Source organism: Streptomyces sp. UW30 (assembly GCF_008042075.1).
Lineage (GTDB): Bacteria > Actinomycetota > Actinomycetes > Streptomycetales > Streptomycetaceae > Streptomyces.
The window spans coordinates 1,340,807-1,353,876 of record NZ_RDBN01000037.1 but is presented as its reverse complement, the minus strand read 5'-3'; the positions used below and the strand labels follow the sequence as shown (position 1 = coordinate 1,353,876).

12 protein-coding genes and 1 pseudogene are annotated in these 13,070 nt (G+C 72.9%); 6 read left to right on the top strand and 7 right to left on the bottom strand.

Translation table 11 applies throughout. The features are described 5' to 3' along the window. Nucleotides 1-37: 37 nt before the first annotated feature. Together EAO75_RS24910 and EAO75_RS24905 are read right to left on the bottom strand one after the other, a co-directional pair. On the bottom strand, nt 38-1,564 hold the full coding sequence (locus EAO75_RS24910) for a hypothetical protein (protein ID WP_147997254.1): 1,527 nt from the start codon (nt 1,562-1,564) through the stop codon (nt 38-40). 127 nt (nt 1,565-1,691) lie between these two features. Next, on the bottom strand, nt 1,692-2,387 hold the full coding sequence (locus tag EAO75_RS24905; RefSeq protein WP_147997253.1) for a GntR family transcriptional regulator: 696 nt from the start codon (nt 2,385-2,387) through the stop codon (nt 1,692-1,694). A 134-nt stretch (nt 2,388-2,521) separates the two neighbouring features. Here EAO75_RS24905 and EAO75_RS24900 point away from each other — a divergent pair, with 134 nt between their 5' ends. From EAO75_RS24900 to EAO75_RS24880, 5 genes are all read left to right on the top strand, one after another. Next, complete coding sequence (locus tag EAO75_RS24900; RefSeq protein WP_147997252.1) at nt 2,522-3,814, top strand: MFS transporter; 1,293 nt, start codon at nt 2,522-2,524, stop codon at nt 3,812-3,814. A gap of 137 nt (nt 3,815-3,951) precedes the next feature. Beyond that, the gene (locus EAO75_RS24895) at nt 3,952-4,770 is read left to right on the top strand and encodes a putative hydro-lyase (RefSeq protein ID WP_410092486.1); all 819 of its coding nucleotides are present in this window, start codon (nt 3,952-3,954) and stop codon (nt 4,768-4,770) included. A 20-nt stretch (nt 4,771-4,790) separates the two neighbouring features. Continuing rightward, entirely contained in the window at nt 4,791-5,549 is a 759-nt protein-coding gene (locus EAO75_RS24890) for a LamB/YcsF family protein (RefSeq protein WP_147997251.1), read from the top strand. Further along, nucleotides 5,546-6,163 (top strand): 5-oxoprolinase subunit B family protein, encoded by a 618-nt coding sequence (locus EAO75_RS24885; protein WP_147997250.1) that lies wholly within the window; start codon nt 5,546-5,548, stop codon nt 6,161-6,163. The genes EAO75_RS24890 and EAO75_RS24885 overlap by 4 nt, the downstream gene beginning before the upstream one ends. Then, nucleotides 6,160-7,029: a biotin-dependent carboxyltransferase family protein gene (locus EAO75_RS24880; RefSeq protein WP_147997249.1), complete on the top strand. Its 870-nt coding sequence runs from the start codon at nt 6,160-6,162 to the stop codon at nt 7,027-7,029. The genes EAO75_RS24885 and EAO75_RS24880 overlap by 4 nt, the downstream gene beginning before the upstream one ends. A 524-nt stretch (nt 7,030-7,553) precedes the next feature. Here EAO75_RS24880 and EAO75_RS24875 read toward each other — a convergent pair. From EAO75_RS24875 to EAO75_RS24865, 3 genes and pseudogenes are all read right to left on the bottom strand, one after another. Next, a pseudogene (locus EAO75_RS24875) lies at nt 7,554-8,384 on the bottom strand (SGNH/GDSL hydrolase family protein); the annotation flags it as partial. After that, nucleotides 8,381-9,541: a glycosyltransferase gene (locus EAO75_RS24870; RefSeq protein ID WP_147997247.1), complete on the bottom strand. Its 1,161-nt coding sequence runs from the start codon at nt 9,539-9,541 to the stop codon at nt 8,381-8,383. The gene EAO75_RS24870 and the pseudogene EAO75_RS24875, both read right to left, overlap by 4 nt. Then, the gene (locus EAO75_RS24865) at nt 9,538-10,668 is read right to left on the bottom strand and encodes a glycosyltransferase family 4 protein (protein ID WP_147997246.1); all 1,131 of its coding nucleotides are present in this window, start codon (nt 10,666-10,668) and stop codon (nt 9,538-9,540) included. Before EAO75_RS24865 ends, EAO75_RS24870 begins: the two co-directional genes overlap by 4 nt. Between EAO75_RS24865 and EAO75_RS46040 the strand changes: the two genes are divergently transcribed. After that, nucleotides 10,570-10,788, top strand: a complete 219-nt coding sequence (locus tag EAO75_RS46040; protein ID WP_187284621.1) for a hypothetical protein — start codon at nt 10,570-10,572, stop codon at nt 10,786-10,788. The genes EAO75_RS24865 and EAO75_RS46040 overlap by 99 nt on opposite strands. A gap of 78 nt (nt 10,789-10,866) precedes the next feature. On the opposite strand, the gene EAO75_RS24860 is transcribed toward EAO75_RS46040, so the two are convergent. Both EAO75_RS24860 and EAO75_RS24850 read right to left on the bottom strand, forming a co-directional pair. After that, complete coding sequence (locus EAO75_RS24860) at nt 10,867-12,285, bottom strand: HEAT repeat domain-containing protein (protein WP_147997245.1); 1,419 nt, start codon at nt 12,283-12,285, stop codon at nt 10,867-10,869. Nucleotides 12,286-12,586: 301 nt separating this feature from the next. Next, nucleotides 12,587-12,979, bottom strand: coding sequence for an ankyrin repeat domain-containing protein (locus tag EAO75_RS24850; protein WP_147997244.1), 393 nt, complete (start codon nt 12,977-12,979; stop codon nt 12,587-12,589). Nucleotides 12,980-13,070 lie beyond the last annotated feature (91 nt).

Sequence of the window (13,070 nt, the reverse complement as noted above, 5' to 3'; positions counted from 1 at the left end):
CGGCCAGGCCGCTCGCAAGCACGATCCCCGGCGCACCTCATGCCGCTTCCGTCCTGCCGGCCGCCATCCCCACCGCATCCAACAGGGCCGTCCCGACGATCAGGTCGGCTCCGCCGAACTCGGGATCGTCCAGTTCCGTCCCGTCGTCCACGGCGAACAACAGCTTCTCCTCCCCCTGCCGATAGGCCGTGCCCACCGGAGGGCTGGCGGCGTGAACCGCCAACAGGGCGACCAGATAGGGCAGGTCCGGGTCCTGGCGACGCGCCTGGGCCAGCAGCCCCGAAAGCCTCCGCGGGGCGTCGGCAGGCAGGGCCAGCAGCTCCATGGCGGAAGCCAGCTGCTCCTCGCTGAACCGGCTGTCGTCCGGCGTCGCGATGAGGTCGGGCTCGGGCATCTCCGCGCCCAGATGCTCCCGCTCCACGGGCGGCGTCAACAGTATGTCGACGAGATCACCCACCCGGACCGACACCGGCGTACGCAGTCCCGTCCCGCGCGCGAAGAAGGCGTCCGTGACCCGGACCGCCTGCTCCAATGGCAACGGCAGGACAGGCGCGACGAGATGCCCGTACAGGTCGATCCCCGACGTCGTCATGGGCGTGGCGAAGGCCTGCCGGTCCTGCTCGGCGCGGAACAGCGGTCCGGCCTCCAGCAGGCGGGACTGCAGCTGTGTGTGCCGTCGGATGCAGTCCTTGACGATGTCGACGAGCTCGGCCGCGCGACGCTTGTGCTCCGGGTCCTCGGACTCGTCGCGTGCCTTGCGGATGTTCGTGAGGATCGCGTTCTCGTGGCGGTACCGGTCGGCGACGTGGTCGAGGGCCTCGGCGATCATGTCGGGGACGGAGTTCAGCCAGTCGACCGCCCGGACGTTGCGCCGGGTCGCGTCCAGGGCGCGGCGGAGCGTCTCGGAGTACTGCACGGTGCGGTACCGGGCCTGCTCGGCGGCCAGCTGGGCGTCGGCGAGGCGGCCGCGGTTGATCAGCACCTCCAGCTTGACCTCGGCGGCGATCTGCGCGCTGGTCACGTCGGTGTCGAGGGCGCCGACGAGGACGTTGACCGCCTCGTCGGTCGTCCGCAGGTACACCGTGCCGCCCGGCCCCGGCACCTCCTCGATCAGCTTGAAGTCGTAGTCACGGCGGACATAGCTGCCGTCCGGCGCGAACGTGCCGTACACGGCCCGGAAGCCGCGGTCCACACTGCCGACGTTGATCAGGTTCTCCAGGACCCAGCGGGCCACCCGCTCGTGCTCGGCGACGGGGCGGCGCGGGGCCTGGGCGGCAATGCGCGGGATGAGGCGGGCGACTATCTGGTCGTGGTCGGCACCTGTGTCGAAGTCCATGTTGAGCGTGACGAGGTCGATGGCGGCGAGCGCCACCTCCGCCATGCCGTACACCGAGTACTCGCCCGCGAGGTTGGCCTTGCGCGTGTCGAGGTCGTGCAGCGGCGCGGTGCAGGCGAGCGCGCGCAGCCGCCGCGCCAGCCCCTCGTCGGCCGCCGGACCCGGAGCCGGGCGCGGCCCCGCGCTGAGCTGGGGCGGAACACGGTCCGTCGATGCAGGCGAAGTCACGGTGCACAGACTAGGTCCTGGGTCTGACATCGACCCAAACGACGGCGCTGCGCCGGTTGAGCCGGAAAACCGGGTCGCGTTTCGTGTGCGGGTCGTCCGTGGTCGCCCGCGCAGTTCCCCCCGCCCCTTACGGGGCGCTCGACACCCTGCGTCGATAGACCTCTACGACGCGCTCCAGTGAATCCTCGAGGTAGACCGCGAGCAGTTTCTCCGCCTCCACCCGCTCCCCCGTCTCCAGCGCCTGCAGGATCTGCCGGTTGCGCGCGAGATACGGCTCATGCAGTCGCTTCGGGTCGTCCACGACGTGGAAGGCGAGCCGCAGCTCGGCGAAGACGCTGCGCATCAGTTCGTCGGTGCGGGCGCTTCCCGCGAGGGCGACCAGTTCGCGGTGGAAGTGGATGTTGGCCGTACCCACACGTTTCCAGTCACCTTCGCGCGCCGCCCCCAGCCCCTCCTCGACCGCTGCGGCGAGCGCGTCCAGGCCGTACGGCGGCTCGCCGAGACCCCGTACGACGGCGCATTCGACGAGCCCGCGCGTGCGGTAGATGTCCTCGACGTCCTCCACGGTCAGGACCCGGACGAACACCCCCCGGTTCAGCTCGTGGACGAGCAGCCGTTCATGTGTGAGCAGTCGGAACGCCTCGCGCAGCGTGTTGCGGGAGACGCCGAGCGCACCGCCGATGCTGTCCTCCGACAGCCGGGTGCCGGGTGGGAAGAAGCCCTCCGCGATACGGCTGCGGAGGATGTCCGAGACCCGCTCCGCGGTGCTGGTGCGGCCCAGAAGGGCGCGGTCCTCGGCGAGTGGGTTCAGCTGCTCTGCCATGCCGGAATTCAATCGCAGACCACAAGAACGAACCAACATGGGTATTGAGGGATCGTTGAACAATCCTCTACGGTACTGCGCACCGGCACGGCTCACTCCCCACGCACCCTCCGTCCCCTCTCTGCGAGGTGCCCATGAGCACGACCCCTCCACCGCAGGCCCTGACCCACCCCACCGCTGACGAACGCGCCGCCGACGACGGCGCGTTCGCCTGGCTGCGCGCCCTGGGTCCGCGCGGCCGCCGCGCCTTCGCGGGTGCTTTCGGCGGCTATGCCCTGGATTCGTACGACTACTTCACACTGCCGCTGAGCATGGTCGCGCTGGCGGCGTACTTCGGCCTGGACAGCGGCCAGACCGGCCTCTTCACCACCGTCACGCTCGTCGTCTCCGCGATCGGCGGCGCCCTGGCCGGAGTGCTGGCCGACCGGATCGGCCGGGTCAAGGCGCTGATGATCACGGTGATCACCTACGCGGTCTTCACCGTCGCCTGCGGCTTCGCACCCAACTACGAGACCCTGCTGGTCTTCCGCGCCCTCCAGGGCCTCGGCTTCGGCGGCGAGTGGGCGGTCGGCGCGATCCTCGTCGCCGAGTACGCGAGCGCCAAGCACCGGGGCCGCACCCTCGGCGCGATCCAGAGCTCGTGGGCCGTCGGCTGGGCCCTGGCCGCGGTCATGTACACCGTGGTCTTCTCGGTCGCCGACGACGACCTGGCCTGGCGTGTGATGTTCTGGACCGGCGCGCTGCCCGCACTGCTCGTCATCTGGATGCGGCGCCGGGTGCACGACGCCCCCGAGGCCGTGGCCGTGCGTGAACAGAGCACCGAGAAGGGCAACTTCACCGCGATCTTCAAGCCCGGCCTGCTGCGGACGACGATCTTCGCAGGGCTGCTGTCCACCGGCGTCCAGGGCGGCTACTACACCCTCGCCACCTGGGTGCCGACCTACCTCAAGACCGAGCGCGAGCTGTCGGTCGTCGGCACCGGCGGCTATCTGACGTTCCTGATCTCGGGCGCCTTCCTCGGCTATCTGACCGGCGGTTACCTCACCGACCGGCTGGGGCGCCGGCGCAACATCTGGCTGTTCGCGCTGCTGTCGGCGGTCTGCATCCTGGCGTACGCGAACATCCCGAGCGGTGCCAACACCCTGCTGCTCGTGCTCGGCTTCCCGCTCGGGTTCTGCATGTCGGCGATCTTCAGCGGCTTCGGTTCGTACCTGAGCGAGCTGTACCCGACGGCCGTGCGCGGCACGGGACAGGGCTTCACGTACAACACCGGCCGCGCGGTGGGCGCGATCTTCCCCACCACGGTCGGCTTCCTGGCCGACAGCTGGGGTGTGGGCGGCGCGCTGGTCTTCGGCGCGATCGGCTACGGCATCGCGGCGCTGGCCCTGCTCGGACTGCCGGAGACGCGCGGGAAGGAGCTGGTGTGAACCGCACACAGTGCCGCCCGCTCACCGTCGCCACGGAGGACCGCCCTCCCACCCTCGCCACGGAGGACCACGCGCCCATCGTCGCCACGGAGGACCACCTGCCCACCGTCGAGCCGGCGCACCGTCCGGTCACCGCAGTGCCTCAGGACCGCCCAGTCACCGCAGTCGACGAGCACGCGCACGCGTGGAGCCCGAAAGCCGCCCGCGACCGCTTCCGGGACGGCCTGACTGGCCCCACGGCCGGGGTCGCGGCGGGCCACACCCAGGTCAACCTGATCTCGGTGCCCGCCGACTGGGCGTACGACATGCTGCTGTTCTGCCAGCGCAACCCCAAACCCTGCCCGGTCCTGGACGTCACGGACGCCGGTTCCTGGACCACCGTCCTCGCCGACGGCGCCGACCTGCGTACCGACCTGCCGCGCTATCGGGTGTGGCGGGACGGCGAGTTGGTGGACGAGCCGACAGACGTGCGCGGGCACTGGCGGGGCGATCTGGTGTCGTTCCTGATCGGCTGCAGCTTCACCTTCGAGTCGGCGCTGGCCGGGGCCGGCGTACCGATCCGCCATGTCGAGCAGGGCCGCAACGTCCCGATGTACGTGACCAGCCGCCAGTGCCGTCCCGCGGGGCGGCTGCACGGTCCGCTGGTGGTGTCCATGCGCCCGGTGCCGCCGCACGCCGTGGCGGCGGCGCTGCGGGAGACCGGCCTCCTGCCGGCGGTGCACGGCGGCCCCGTCCACTGCGGCGATCCGTCGGCACTGGGCATCGCCGACCTGGGCCGCCCCGACTTCGGCGATCCGGTGGACGCCGAGCCGGACGACATCCCGATGTTCTGGGCCTGTGGGGTGACCCCGCAGGCCGCGGTGATGGCCTCGCGCCCGCCGTTCGCCATCACCCACGCGCCGGGCCAGATGTTCCTGACCGACGCCCGCGACGAGCAGTACCGCATCGTCGCCTGACCGAGGAAACGACGGGACACATGACCTCCATCGATCTCAACGCCGACCTCGGCGAGGGCTTCGGCCGCTGGCAGCTCACCGACGACGAACGCCTGCTGTCCGTCGTCACCAGCGCCAACGTGGCCTGCGGCTTCCACGCCGGGGACGCGGCCACCATGCGGCGGGTGTGCGAGCAGGCGGCCGAGCGCGGGGTACGGATCGGCGCCCAGGTCTCCTACCGAGATCTGGCGGGGTTCGGGCGGCGCGCGATGGACGTGCCGCCCGGCGAGCTGGCGGCCGAAGTCGCCTACCAGCTCGGCGCCCTGGAGGTCTTCGCGCGGGCGGCGGGCACGCGCGTGTCGTACGTCAAACCGCACGGCGCGCTCTACAACCGCGTCGTGCACGACGAGGAGCAGGCCGGCGCGGTCGTCGACGGCGTGCTCCTGGCGGACGACACGCTCCCCGTGCTCGGCCTGCCCGGCTCGCGGTTGCTGGAGCTGGCCGCGAAGGCCGGACTTCCGGCCGTCACGGAGGCGTTCGCGGACCGCGCGTACACCGACCGGGGCACGCTCGTGCCGCGCGGGCAGGACGGCGCCGTGGTCACCGACCCGGAGGCCGTCGTGGAGCGCTCGGTGGGCCTGGCCCGCTCGGGCGTGGTCACCGCCCACTCCGGGGCACGGGTCGAGGTACGCGCGCGTTCCCTGTGCCTGCACGGCGACACGCCGGGCGCCGTCGAGCTGGCCCGCAGGGTGCGGGCGCGGCTGGAGGAGTCGGGTGTCCGGGTGGAGGCCTTCGTATGAGGGTGCTGCCGGTCGGCGACGACGCCCTGCTCGTCGAGGTGTCGTCGGGCGAGGAGGCCCGGGCGCTGCACATGGAGCTGCTGCGGCGCCGCGCCGAGGGCGCGCTGTCGGTCCGCGAGATCGTCCCCGCGGCCCGGACGGTCCTGCTCGACGGCCTCGCCGACCCTGCCCGCCTCGCCTCCGAGCTGACCACCTCGCCGGTGCCTCCCGCTCCCCCACGCGCGCGTGACGTCGTCGAACTCCCGGTGCGCTACGACGGCCCGGACCTGGCCGACGTCGCCGCGCACTGGGGCGTGTCCGCGCGGGAGGTGGCCCGTATCCACGCGGGCACCGAGTTCAGCGTCGCCTTCTGCGGTTTCGCCCCCGGCTTCGGCTACCTCACGGGCCTGCCGCCGCGCTACGACGTGCCGCGCCGGGCCACCCCGCGCACGGCCGTCCCCGCGGGTGCGGTGGCGCTGGCGGGCCCGTACACGGGCGTGTACCCGCGCTCCTCGCCGGGCGGCTGGCAGCTGATCGGCACCACGGACACCGTGCTGTGGGACCACGCGCGGGTGCCGGCCGCGCTGTTGTCGCCGGGCACGCGCGTGCGCTTCGTTGCGGTGGGGAGCTCATGACCGACCGTGCGCTGTCCGTCGTCCGCGCCGGAGCGCTCACCACCGTGCAGGATCTCGGCCGTCCCGGGCACGCCCACCTCGGCGTGCCCCGCTCGGGCGCGCTCGACGGGCCCGCGGCGGCTCTCGTCAACCGCCTCGTCGGCAACGCCCCCGAGGCGGCCGTGCTGGAGACCACGCTCAACGGCTGCACGCTGCGGCCCCGTTCGGCCGTCACCGCGGCGATCGGCGGCGCGCCCTGCCGGGTCACGGTGGACGGACGTCCGGTCGCCTGGGGCGCCCCGGTGCACGTCCCCGCCGGCGCGGTCCTGGACGTAGGAGCGGCCGTCTCAGGTGTACGGAGCTATGTGGGCGTTTCCGGCGGCATCGCCGTCGAGCCGGTGCTCGGCAGCCGCTCCACCGACCTGCTGTCCGGCCTCGGCCCACCGCCCCTCACCGACGGCGCGGTCCTTCCCCTGGGCCGGCCGACGCAGCGGCACGCACGCGTGGACGTCGCCCCGCAGCCGGCACCCCCCGCCGAACTCGTCCTGCGCGTGACGCCCGGCCCGCGCGACGAATGGTTCACGCCAGGGGCCCTGCGTGCCTTCACCTCCCGCGTGTACCGCGTCTCCCCGTCGAGCAACCGCATCGGGCTGCGCACCGAGGGCCCCGCCCTGGAACGGGCACTCACCCGCGAACTCCCCAGCGAGGGCGTGGTCCTGGGCGCGGTCCAGGTACCGCCCGACGGCCGGCCGGTCGTGTTCCTCGCCGACCACCCGACGACGGGCGGCTACCCGGTGATCGCCGTCGTCCGCGCGGCCGACCTCCCGGCCGCCGCACAGGCGGTACCGGGCACGCCGGTCCGCTTCGTGGCCGTACGTCGCCGCTGACGCCCGCCACATCCCGCCACGCGCACGCGCGCCCCACCACCTCCCGCCACGCGCACGTGCGCCCCGCCACATCCGCCACGCGCACGCGCGCCACGCATTCCCGCCACGCGCTCGCGCGCCCGCCACCTCCCGTCACGCGCACGCGCGCCCTGCCACATCCGCCACGCACGCGTGCGCCACGGCATTCCCGCCACGCACGCGTGCGCTACGCCACATCCGCCACGCGCACGTGCGCCACGGCATTCCCGCCACGCACGCGTGCGCTACGCCGCCTCCGGTGCCGGCTCCGGGACCGGGCGCTGTCCGGGCACAGGCACCGACAACCCCTCCGGCAGCAACAGGTGCTCCGGCACGGACCGGTGCTCGGGGACCAGCCGATGCCCGGCCACCGGCCGATGCTCCGGCGCCTGCACATGCCCGGGCGCTGGCACATGCCCGGGCAGCACCACCGAATCGGGCGCCGACACATGCCCGGGCAGCACCACCGAATCGGGCGCCGCCCGATGCCCGGCCGCCCCCGCCCCCTCCGGCATCGCCAACGCGGCCAGCGCCATGGAGACCGCCTGTACCGCTCGCCGGTCGAGCCGGTCGCTGGTGCCCTTTGCCCGGTGCCGCATCTCGACGGTGGCGAGGCGCACCAGCTGGGGCAGCAGGTCGTTGCACCGCCGGATCACCCAGGCGGTACCCGCGGTGGCCAGCCACAGCAGGCTCGCCGACTTGGTGGGCGGCGCGAACTCGGGCTCGGGCGAGGGCGCCGTCTGCGTCGCGATGCCCCGGTGCGCCAGCATCGCGTGGAAACGCAGGGCGATCTGCCGGTGCCCGCGCTCCCCGGGATGCAGCCGGTCCGCACTCCACATCGCGCGGTCCATGATCCAGGGGTCGTCGACCGCGTGCAGATGCACGGCCCCGTACCGCTCGGACAGCGTGTGGACGACCGTGTTGACAGCCCGCTGCCGCCGGGCCAGCGGATGGCCCAGGACCGCCGGCAGTCCCAGCATCGTGCCCGGGTCGGGCAGGCAGGCCGTGAGGACGGCCGTGCCCTGGCGGGTGAACGACGCGTAGACCTTGTCGAGGCGTTCGGCGATCTTCTCGATGTCGAACGTGCTGCGCAGCGTGTCGTTGACGCCCACGAGGACGGACGCGACGTCGGGCCGCAGGTCCAGAGCGGCGGGCAGCTGGGTCTCCAGCACGTCCCGCGTCTGCGCCCCGCTGACCGCGAGGTTGGTGAACTCGGCGGACGGTTCGGACAGCCCGCCGGCGAGCAGCGCGGCCCAGCCGCGCCACCCGTTCCCCACGCGGTCGCCCACCCCCTCGGTCAGGGAGTCCCCGAGGGCGACGTAACGGAGCGATCTCATGCCGCGCCCTCCGCACGCACGAAGGGACGAGCCGGCAGAGCAGCGTCGTGCGCGGTGAGGAAGGCGTCCACCGCCGTGCCCCAGCCGAAGCACTCCGCACGCGCGCGTGCCGCCTCCCGGCGCTCGCGCTCCGGACGGTCGAGGATCATCTCCACGGCGTCCGCGAAGGCGTCCCCGTTGTCCGCCGCGGTGGCCCCGGCGGAACCGATCACCTCCGGCAGCGCGGAGGACGCGCTCGCCACCACGGGCGTGCCGCAGGCCATGGCCTCCAGTGCGGCGAGCCCGAACGTCTCGGCGGGCCCGGGAGCCAGGGCGACGTCGGCGGAGGCCTGGAGCGCGCCGAGCAGGCTGCGGTCGGCGACGTGCCCGAGGAAGGTCACCGGCAGGTCGCGCTCCTGCGCCCGCTTCTCCAGCCCCGCGCGCAGCGGGCCGTTACCCGCCACCACGAGCACGGCGCGCACTCCACGCCGGCGCAGCGACTCCAGGGCGTCCAGCGCGGTGCCGGGCCGCTTCTCCACGGAGAGCCGGGAGCACATCACCAGCAGCGTTTCGTCGGCCCGCGCGTGGGTGGCGCGCAGTGCGGCGTCGCGCATGGTGGGACGGCGGTTCATCAGGTCGACGCCCAGCGGGGCGCGTACGACGTTGCGGGCGCCGATCCGCACGAACTCGCGCTCGGCGAACTCCGTGGTGCACACGACCCTGGAGTAGGTGTGTGCCGTACGGAGGTTGAGGGCGTCGGCGGCGCGCCGGGACAGGTTCTCCGACAGGCCCCAGGTGCGCAGCACGCCGTCGGCGGTCTCGTGGGAGACCATCACGGCGGGGACGCGGGCACGACGGGCCCACTTGCCGGTCCAGCGCAGCGTGGTGCGGTCGGAGACCTCCAGCCGGTCGGGGGCGAGCTCCTCCAGGAGGGACGCGACCCGGCGCTTGTCGATGAGCACGCGGTAGCCGCCGGTGCCGGGCAGCATCGGGCCGGGCAGGGTGATCACCCGGCCCTGCTCGGTCTCGCAGTCGCTGTACCGCTCACCGGGCACGATCAGGACGGGATCGTGGCCCGCCAGTTTGAAGCCCTTGCCCAGCTCGCGCAGCGCGGTGCGCAGCCCCCCGGAGGCGGGCGCGACGAAGTTCGCGAGCCGGACGATACGCAGGCCGGTCATGCCGCCACCACCGTCCGGCGCGCGGCGACGACGTCCTTGTAGTGCCCGATCAGCTGGTCGCCGATGGCCGCCCAGGTGCGGCCGTCGACGGTGGCGTGTCCGGCGGCACCGTACGCGGCCCGCAGCGCCGGGTCGGCGACCAGGGACTGCACGGCGTCGCGTACGGCGTCGGCGTCCCGCGGCGGCACCAGCAGGCCGGTGCGTCCGTGGTCGACGAGGTCGAGCGGACCGCCCGCGGCGGGCGCGACGACCGGCACACCGCTGGCCATGGCCTCCTGCACGGTCTGGCAGAAGGTCTCGAACGGGCCCGTGTGGGCGAAGATGTCGAACGAGGCGAAGATCCGGGCGAGGTCGTCCCCGCCGCGGCGGCCGAGGAAGACCGCTCCGGGCAGCGCCTCGGCGAGCGCGGGCTGGCTCGGCCCGTCGCCGACGATGACGACCTTCACGCCCGCCAGGCGGCACACGCCGGAGAGCAGCTCGATGTGCTTCTCCGGGGCGAGGCGCCCGACGTAGCCGACGATGACCTCGCCGTTCGGGGCGATTTCGCGGCGCAGCTTCTCGTCGCGGAGCTCGGGGCGGAAGCGGGCGGTGTCCACGCCGCGTGCCCACAGCTTGAGCCGGGGCACCCCGTGGGCCTGCAGGTCGTTCATGGACGCGCTGGACGGGACGAGGGTGAGGTCGGCGGCGGAGTGGACGGACCGTATGCGCCGCCAGGCCGCGGCCTCGCCGGCACCCATGTAGGTGCGGGCGTATCCGGCCAGGTCGGTCTGGTAGACGGCGACGGCGGGGATACCGAGCCGGGCGGCGGCGGCCATGCCGCGCACACCGAGGACGAAGGGGCTGGCCAGGTGCACGATGTCGGGCTGGTGCTGGATCAGCGCGGCGGCGAGGCGCCGGCTGGGGAGCGCGACCCGGACCTGGGGATAGCCGGGGAGCGGGAGGGAGGGGACATGGACGACGGGGCAGGGCGCCATGGAGGCGGCTGCCTTGTTCCCGGGAGCGGGAGCCGGTGCGACGACGAGGGGCGCGTGACCGCGATCGACGAGGTGTCGGGCGGTCTGGAGCGCGCAGTGGGCCACGCCGTTCACATCGGGGGGAAAGGATTCGGTCACGATGACGACACGCATACCGGTGTTGTCGCCGTGCTGGACGTGGCCGCGTCAAAGTGGATCTTTCCGAACGACAAACGTCCCATGAGCGTTCCGCTGCGCACCCGAGCGGGTCAGGTCACGTCCACGCGCGCCTGACCCGCTGGTCATCCCGTGTTCACCCGGCGGGCGGATCTCCGCGAGTTTCACAGGGTGAACACATGTCCCGGGCGCCGGTCAGCCGGTGGCCGTGTCGGGTCCGATGCGGCTGCGTACTGCCGTCTGGACCTCGGCCTCCTCGGCCGGATCGGCGGCGAGCCGGCGCAGTCGCTCGACGACGCGCGTGTCCCCGGTCTCGGCGTGCCGGGCGGCGATCTCGCGGGTGGTCTCCTCGCAGTCCCAGAGGCATTCGACGGCGAATCCGGACGGGAAGGAGGGATCGGTGGCGGCGAGGGCACGGGCGGTGCGTCCGCGCAGGTGGGAGGAGGCGGTCTCGCGGTAGATGTGGCGCAGCACGGGGGCGGCGCAGGCGATGCCGAGCCGTCCGGTGCCGTCGACGAGGGTCCACAGGGTCGGGGCGTCGGGGCCCTCGCCCCGTACGGCCTCCCGCAGCGCGGCGAGGACGAGGTCCTTGTCCCCGGCGGCGCCCCGGCAGGCGAGCATGCGTCCGGCGGCGGCGCCCAGCGGATCGGGCCGTCGGGCCCAGCCGCGCGCACGGTCGACGGCGGCGACGCTGCGCATCCGCTCGAAGGCGTCCACGGCGGCCTCCACGACGGCCGACGAGCCGGTGACGACGGCCGCCTCGATCAGGTCGAGGGCGTCCGGGTCGTTGCTGTCGGCGAGGTAACGCAAGGCCGTACAGCGGGCTCCGTCGATGCCGTCCTTGGCGGCGGCGACGATCTCCGGCCGGTCCTCGGGGCCCGCGACGGCCATGAGGCACCGTGCGGCGGGCACGTGGAGCGCGACACCGCGCTCGATGCCCTGTTGAGCCCACTCGAAGACCGCCTGCACGCTCCACCCCGGACGGGGCCCGGTAGGTCGCATCTGCCGCTGCCAGCGGTCGAAACAGCCGGCCTCCTGAGCGGAACGCACACGCGTGGCGATCGATTCGCGCGGATCCTCGGCCCACAGCCGCCATGGCCGTGGCTCAAAAGCATCGCGTACGGCGACGGCCAGCTCGGCCTCGCCCTCGGGATCGCTGGAGAAGCGCGCGAGCACGGGCGCGGCGAGGGCGCGCAGCCCGGTGTCGTCGTCCCTGAGCGCGAGTTCGTCCAGCGCCCAGGCCCAGTTGGAGCCCGTTGCGGCGTACCTGCGCAGCAGTGCGAGGGCGTCCCGCCTGCCGTAGGAGGCGAGGTGGCCGAGGACGGCGAGGGTCAGCCCGGTGCGTGACTCCTCGGTGTCGAGGGCGTCCTCGACGTCGAAGAGGTGGGCCTCGATCTCGTCCAGCTCGCCGTTCAGATCGAGGTAGAGACGGGCGTAGTACAGGGAGCGGTTCTCCACCTGCCAGTCGTGGCGGGGGTCTCGCAGCACGCAGTGGTTCAGGGCCGCGAGCGCCTCGGCGCGCGGGGCGGTGAGCGCGTGCAGTGTGCCGTCGCCGCGGCCCCGCTGGAGCAGGCCGAGCAGCGTACCGCTGGGCGCTATGACCGGTTCGAACATGGGAAACAGCCTCACATCAAGCGTCGACGCAACCGGGGTTCTTGCTTCACCTGGCCGCGTGACAACACGTCGGGGCGCCCGCCGTTTCCTGCTTGCTGTAGACCATCTTCCTCTGCCTCTCGTAGGTGGCCCATGCGGACCGGATCACGGCCCGCGCGGTGCGGCAACACCTGCCCAGCCATCGCGTCCGTGAATCACGACGTCATGATGACTCGGCACTTCCATCTGCCGCGACCGAAATTTCGGCGGCCCTGTACCGCCTCCCCCGTTTTCTGTGTTTTCGCTGGTCGGAGCGTTCGACTCAGTGAGCGCCGAACAGTTCGAGCAATTCCGTCTTGGCGAACATGCGGGCGGTGTCGATGGCCGAGGGAGTGCCCGCGGCCGGGTCGGCGCCGCCTTCCAGAAGAGCCTTGATCACTTCCGTCTCACCCTTGAAGACGGCGCCGGCGAGTGGCGTCTGGCCTCGGTCGTTGACACGGCTGGCCTCGGCGCCCCGGGCGAGCAGGGCGCGCACCGCGTCGGCGTGGCCGTGATAGGCGGCGAGCATCACCAGGGAGTCGCCGCGGTCGTTGGTGAGGTTGGCCGGAACGCCCGCGTCGACGTACTCCACAAGCGCCTCGGTCTGCCCCTGCCGAGCCAGATCGAAGATCTTGGTCGCCAGCTCCACGACCTCGGGGTCGGGGGCATCAGTCATCGGCCGGACCGCCTCTCACTACGAACACGGGGACTGCTGGGTACTGCCGGGCACTGCGGGTTCCTGCGGATTCCCGCGGGGAGCAAGGGTA

Excerpts from the sequence above, each read along its gene's own strand:
- EAO75_RS24905 (WP_147997253.1), bottom strand. The coding sequence starts at position 2,387 with ATGGCAGAGCAGCTGAACCCACTCGCCGAGGACCGCGCCCTTCTGGGC.
- EAO75_RS24900 (WP_147997252.1), top strand. The coding sequence starts at position 2,522 with ATGAGCACGACCCCTCCACCGCAGGCCCTGACCCACCCCACCGCTGAC.
- EAO75_RS24890 (WP_147997251.1), top strand. The coding sequence starts at position 4,791 with ATGACCTCCATCGATCTCAACGCCGACCTCGGCGAGGGCTTCGGCCGC.
- EAO75_RS24885 (WP_147997250.1), top strand. The coding sequence starts at position 5,546 with ATGAGGGTGCTGCCGGTCGGCGACGACGCCCTGCTCGTCGAGGTGTCG.
- EAO75_RS24880 (WP_147997249.1), top strand. The coding sequence starts at position 6,160 with ATGACCGACCGTGCGCTGTCCGTCGTCCGCGCCGGAGCGCTCACCACC.
- EAO75_RS24870 (WP_147997247.1), bottom strand. The coding sequence starts at position 9,541 with ATGACCGGCCTGCGTATCGTCCGGCTCGCGAACTTCGTCGCGCCCGCC.
- EAO75_RS24865 (WP_147997246.1), bottom strand. The coding sequence starts at position 10,668 with ATGCGTGTCGTCATCGTGACCGAATCCTTTCCCCCCGATGTGAACGGC.
- EAO75_RS24860 (WP_147997245.1), bottom strand. The coding sequence starts at position 12,285 with ATGTTCGAACCGGTCATAGCGCCCAGCGGTACGCTGCTCGGCCTGCTC.
- EAO75_RS24850 (WP_147997244.1), bottom strand. The coding sequence starts at position 12,979 with ATGACTGATGCCCCCGACCCCGAGGTCGTGGAGCTGGCGACCAAGATC.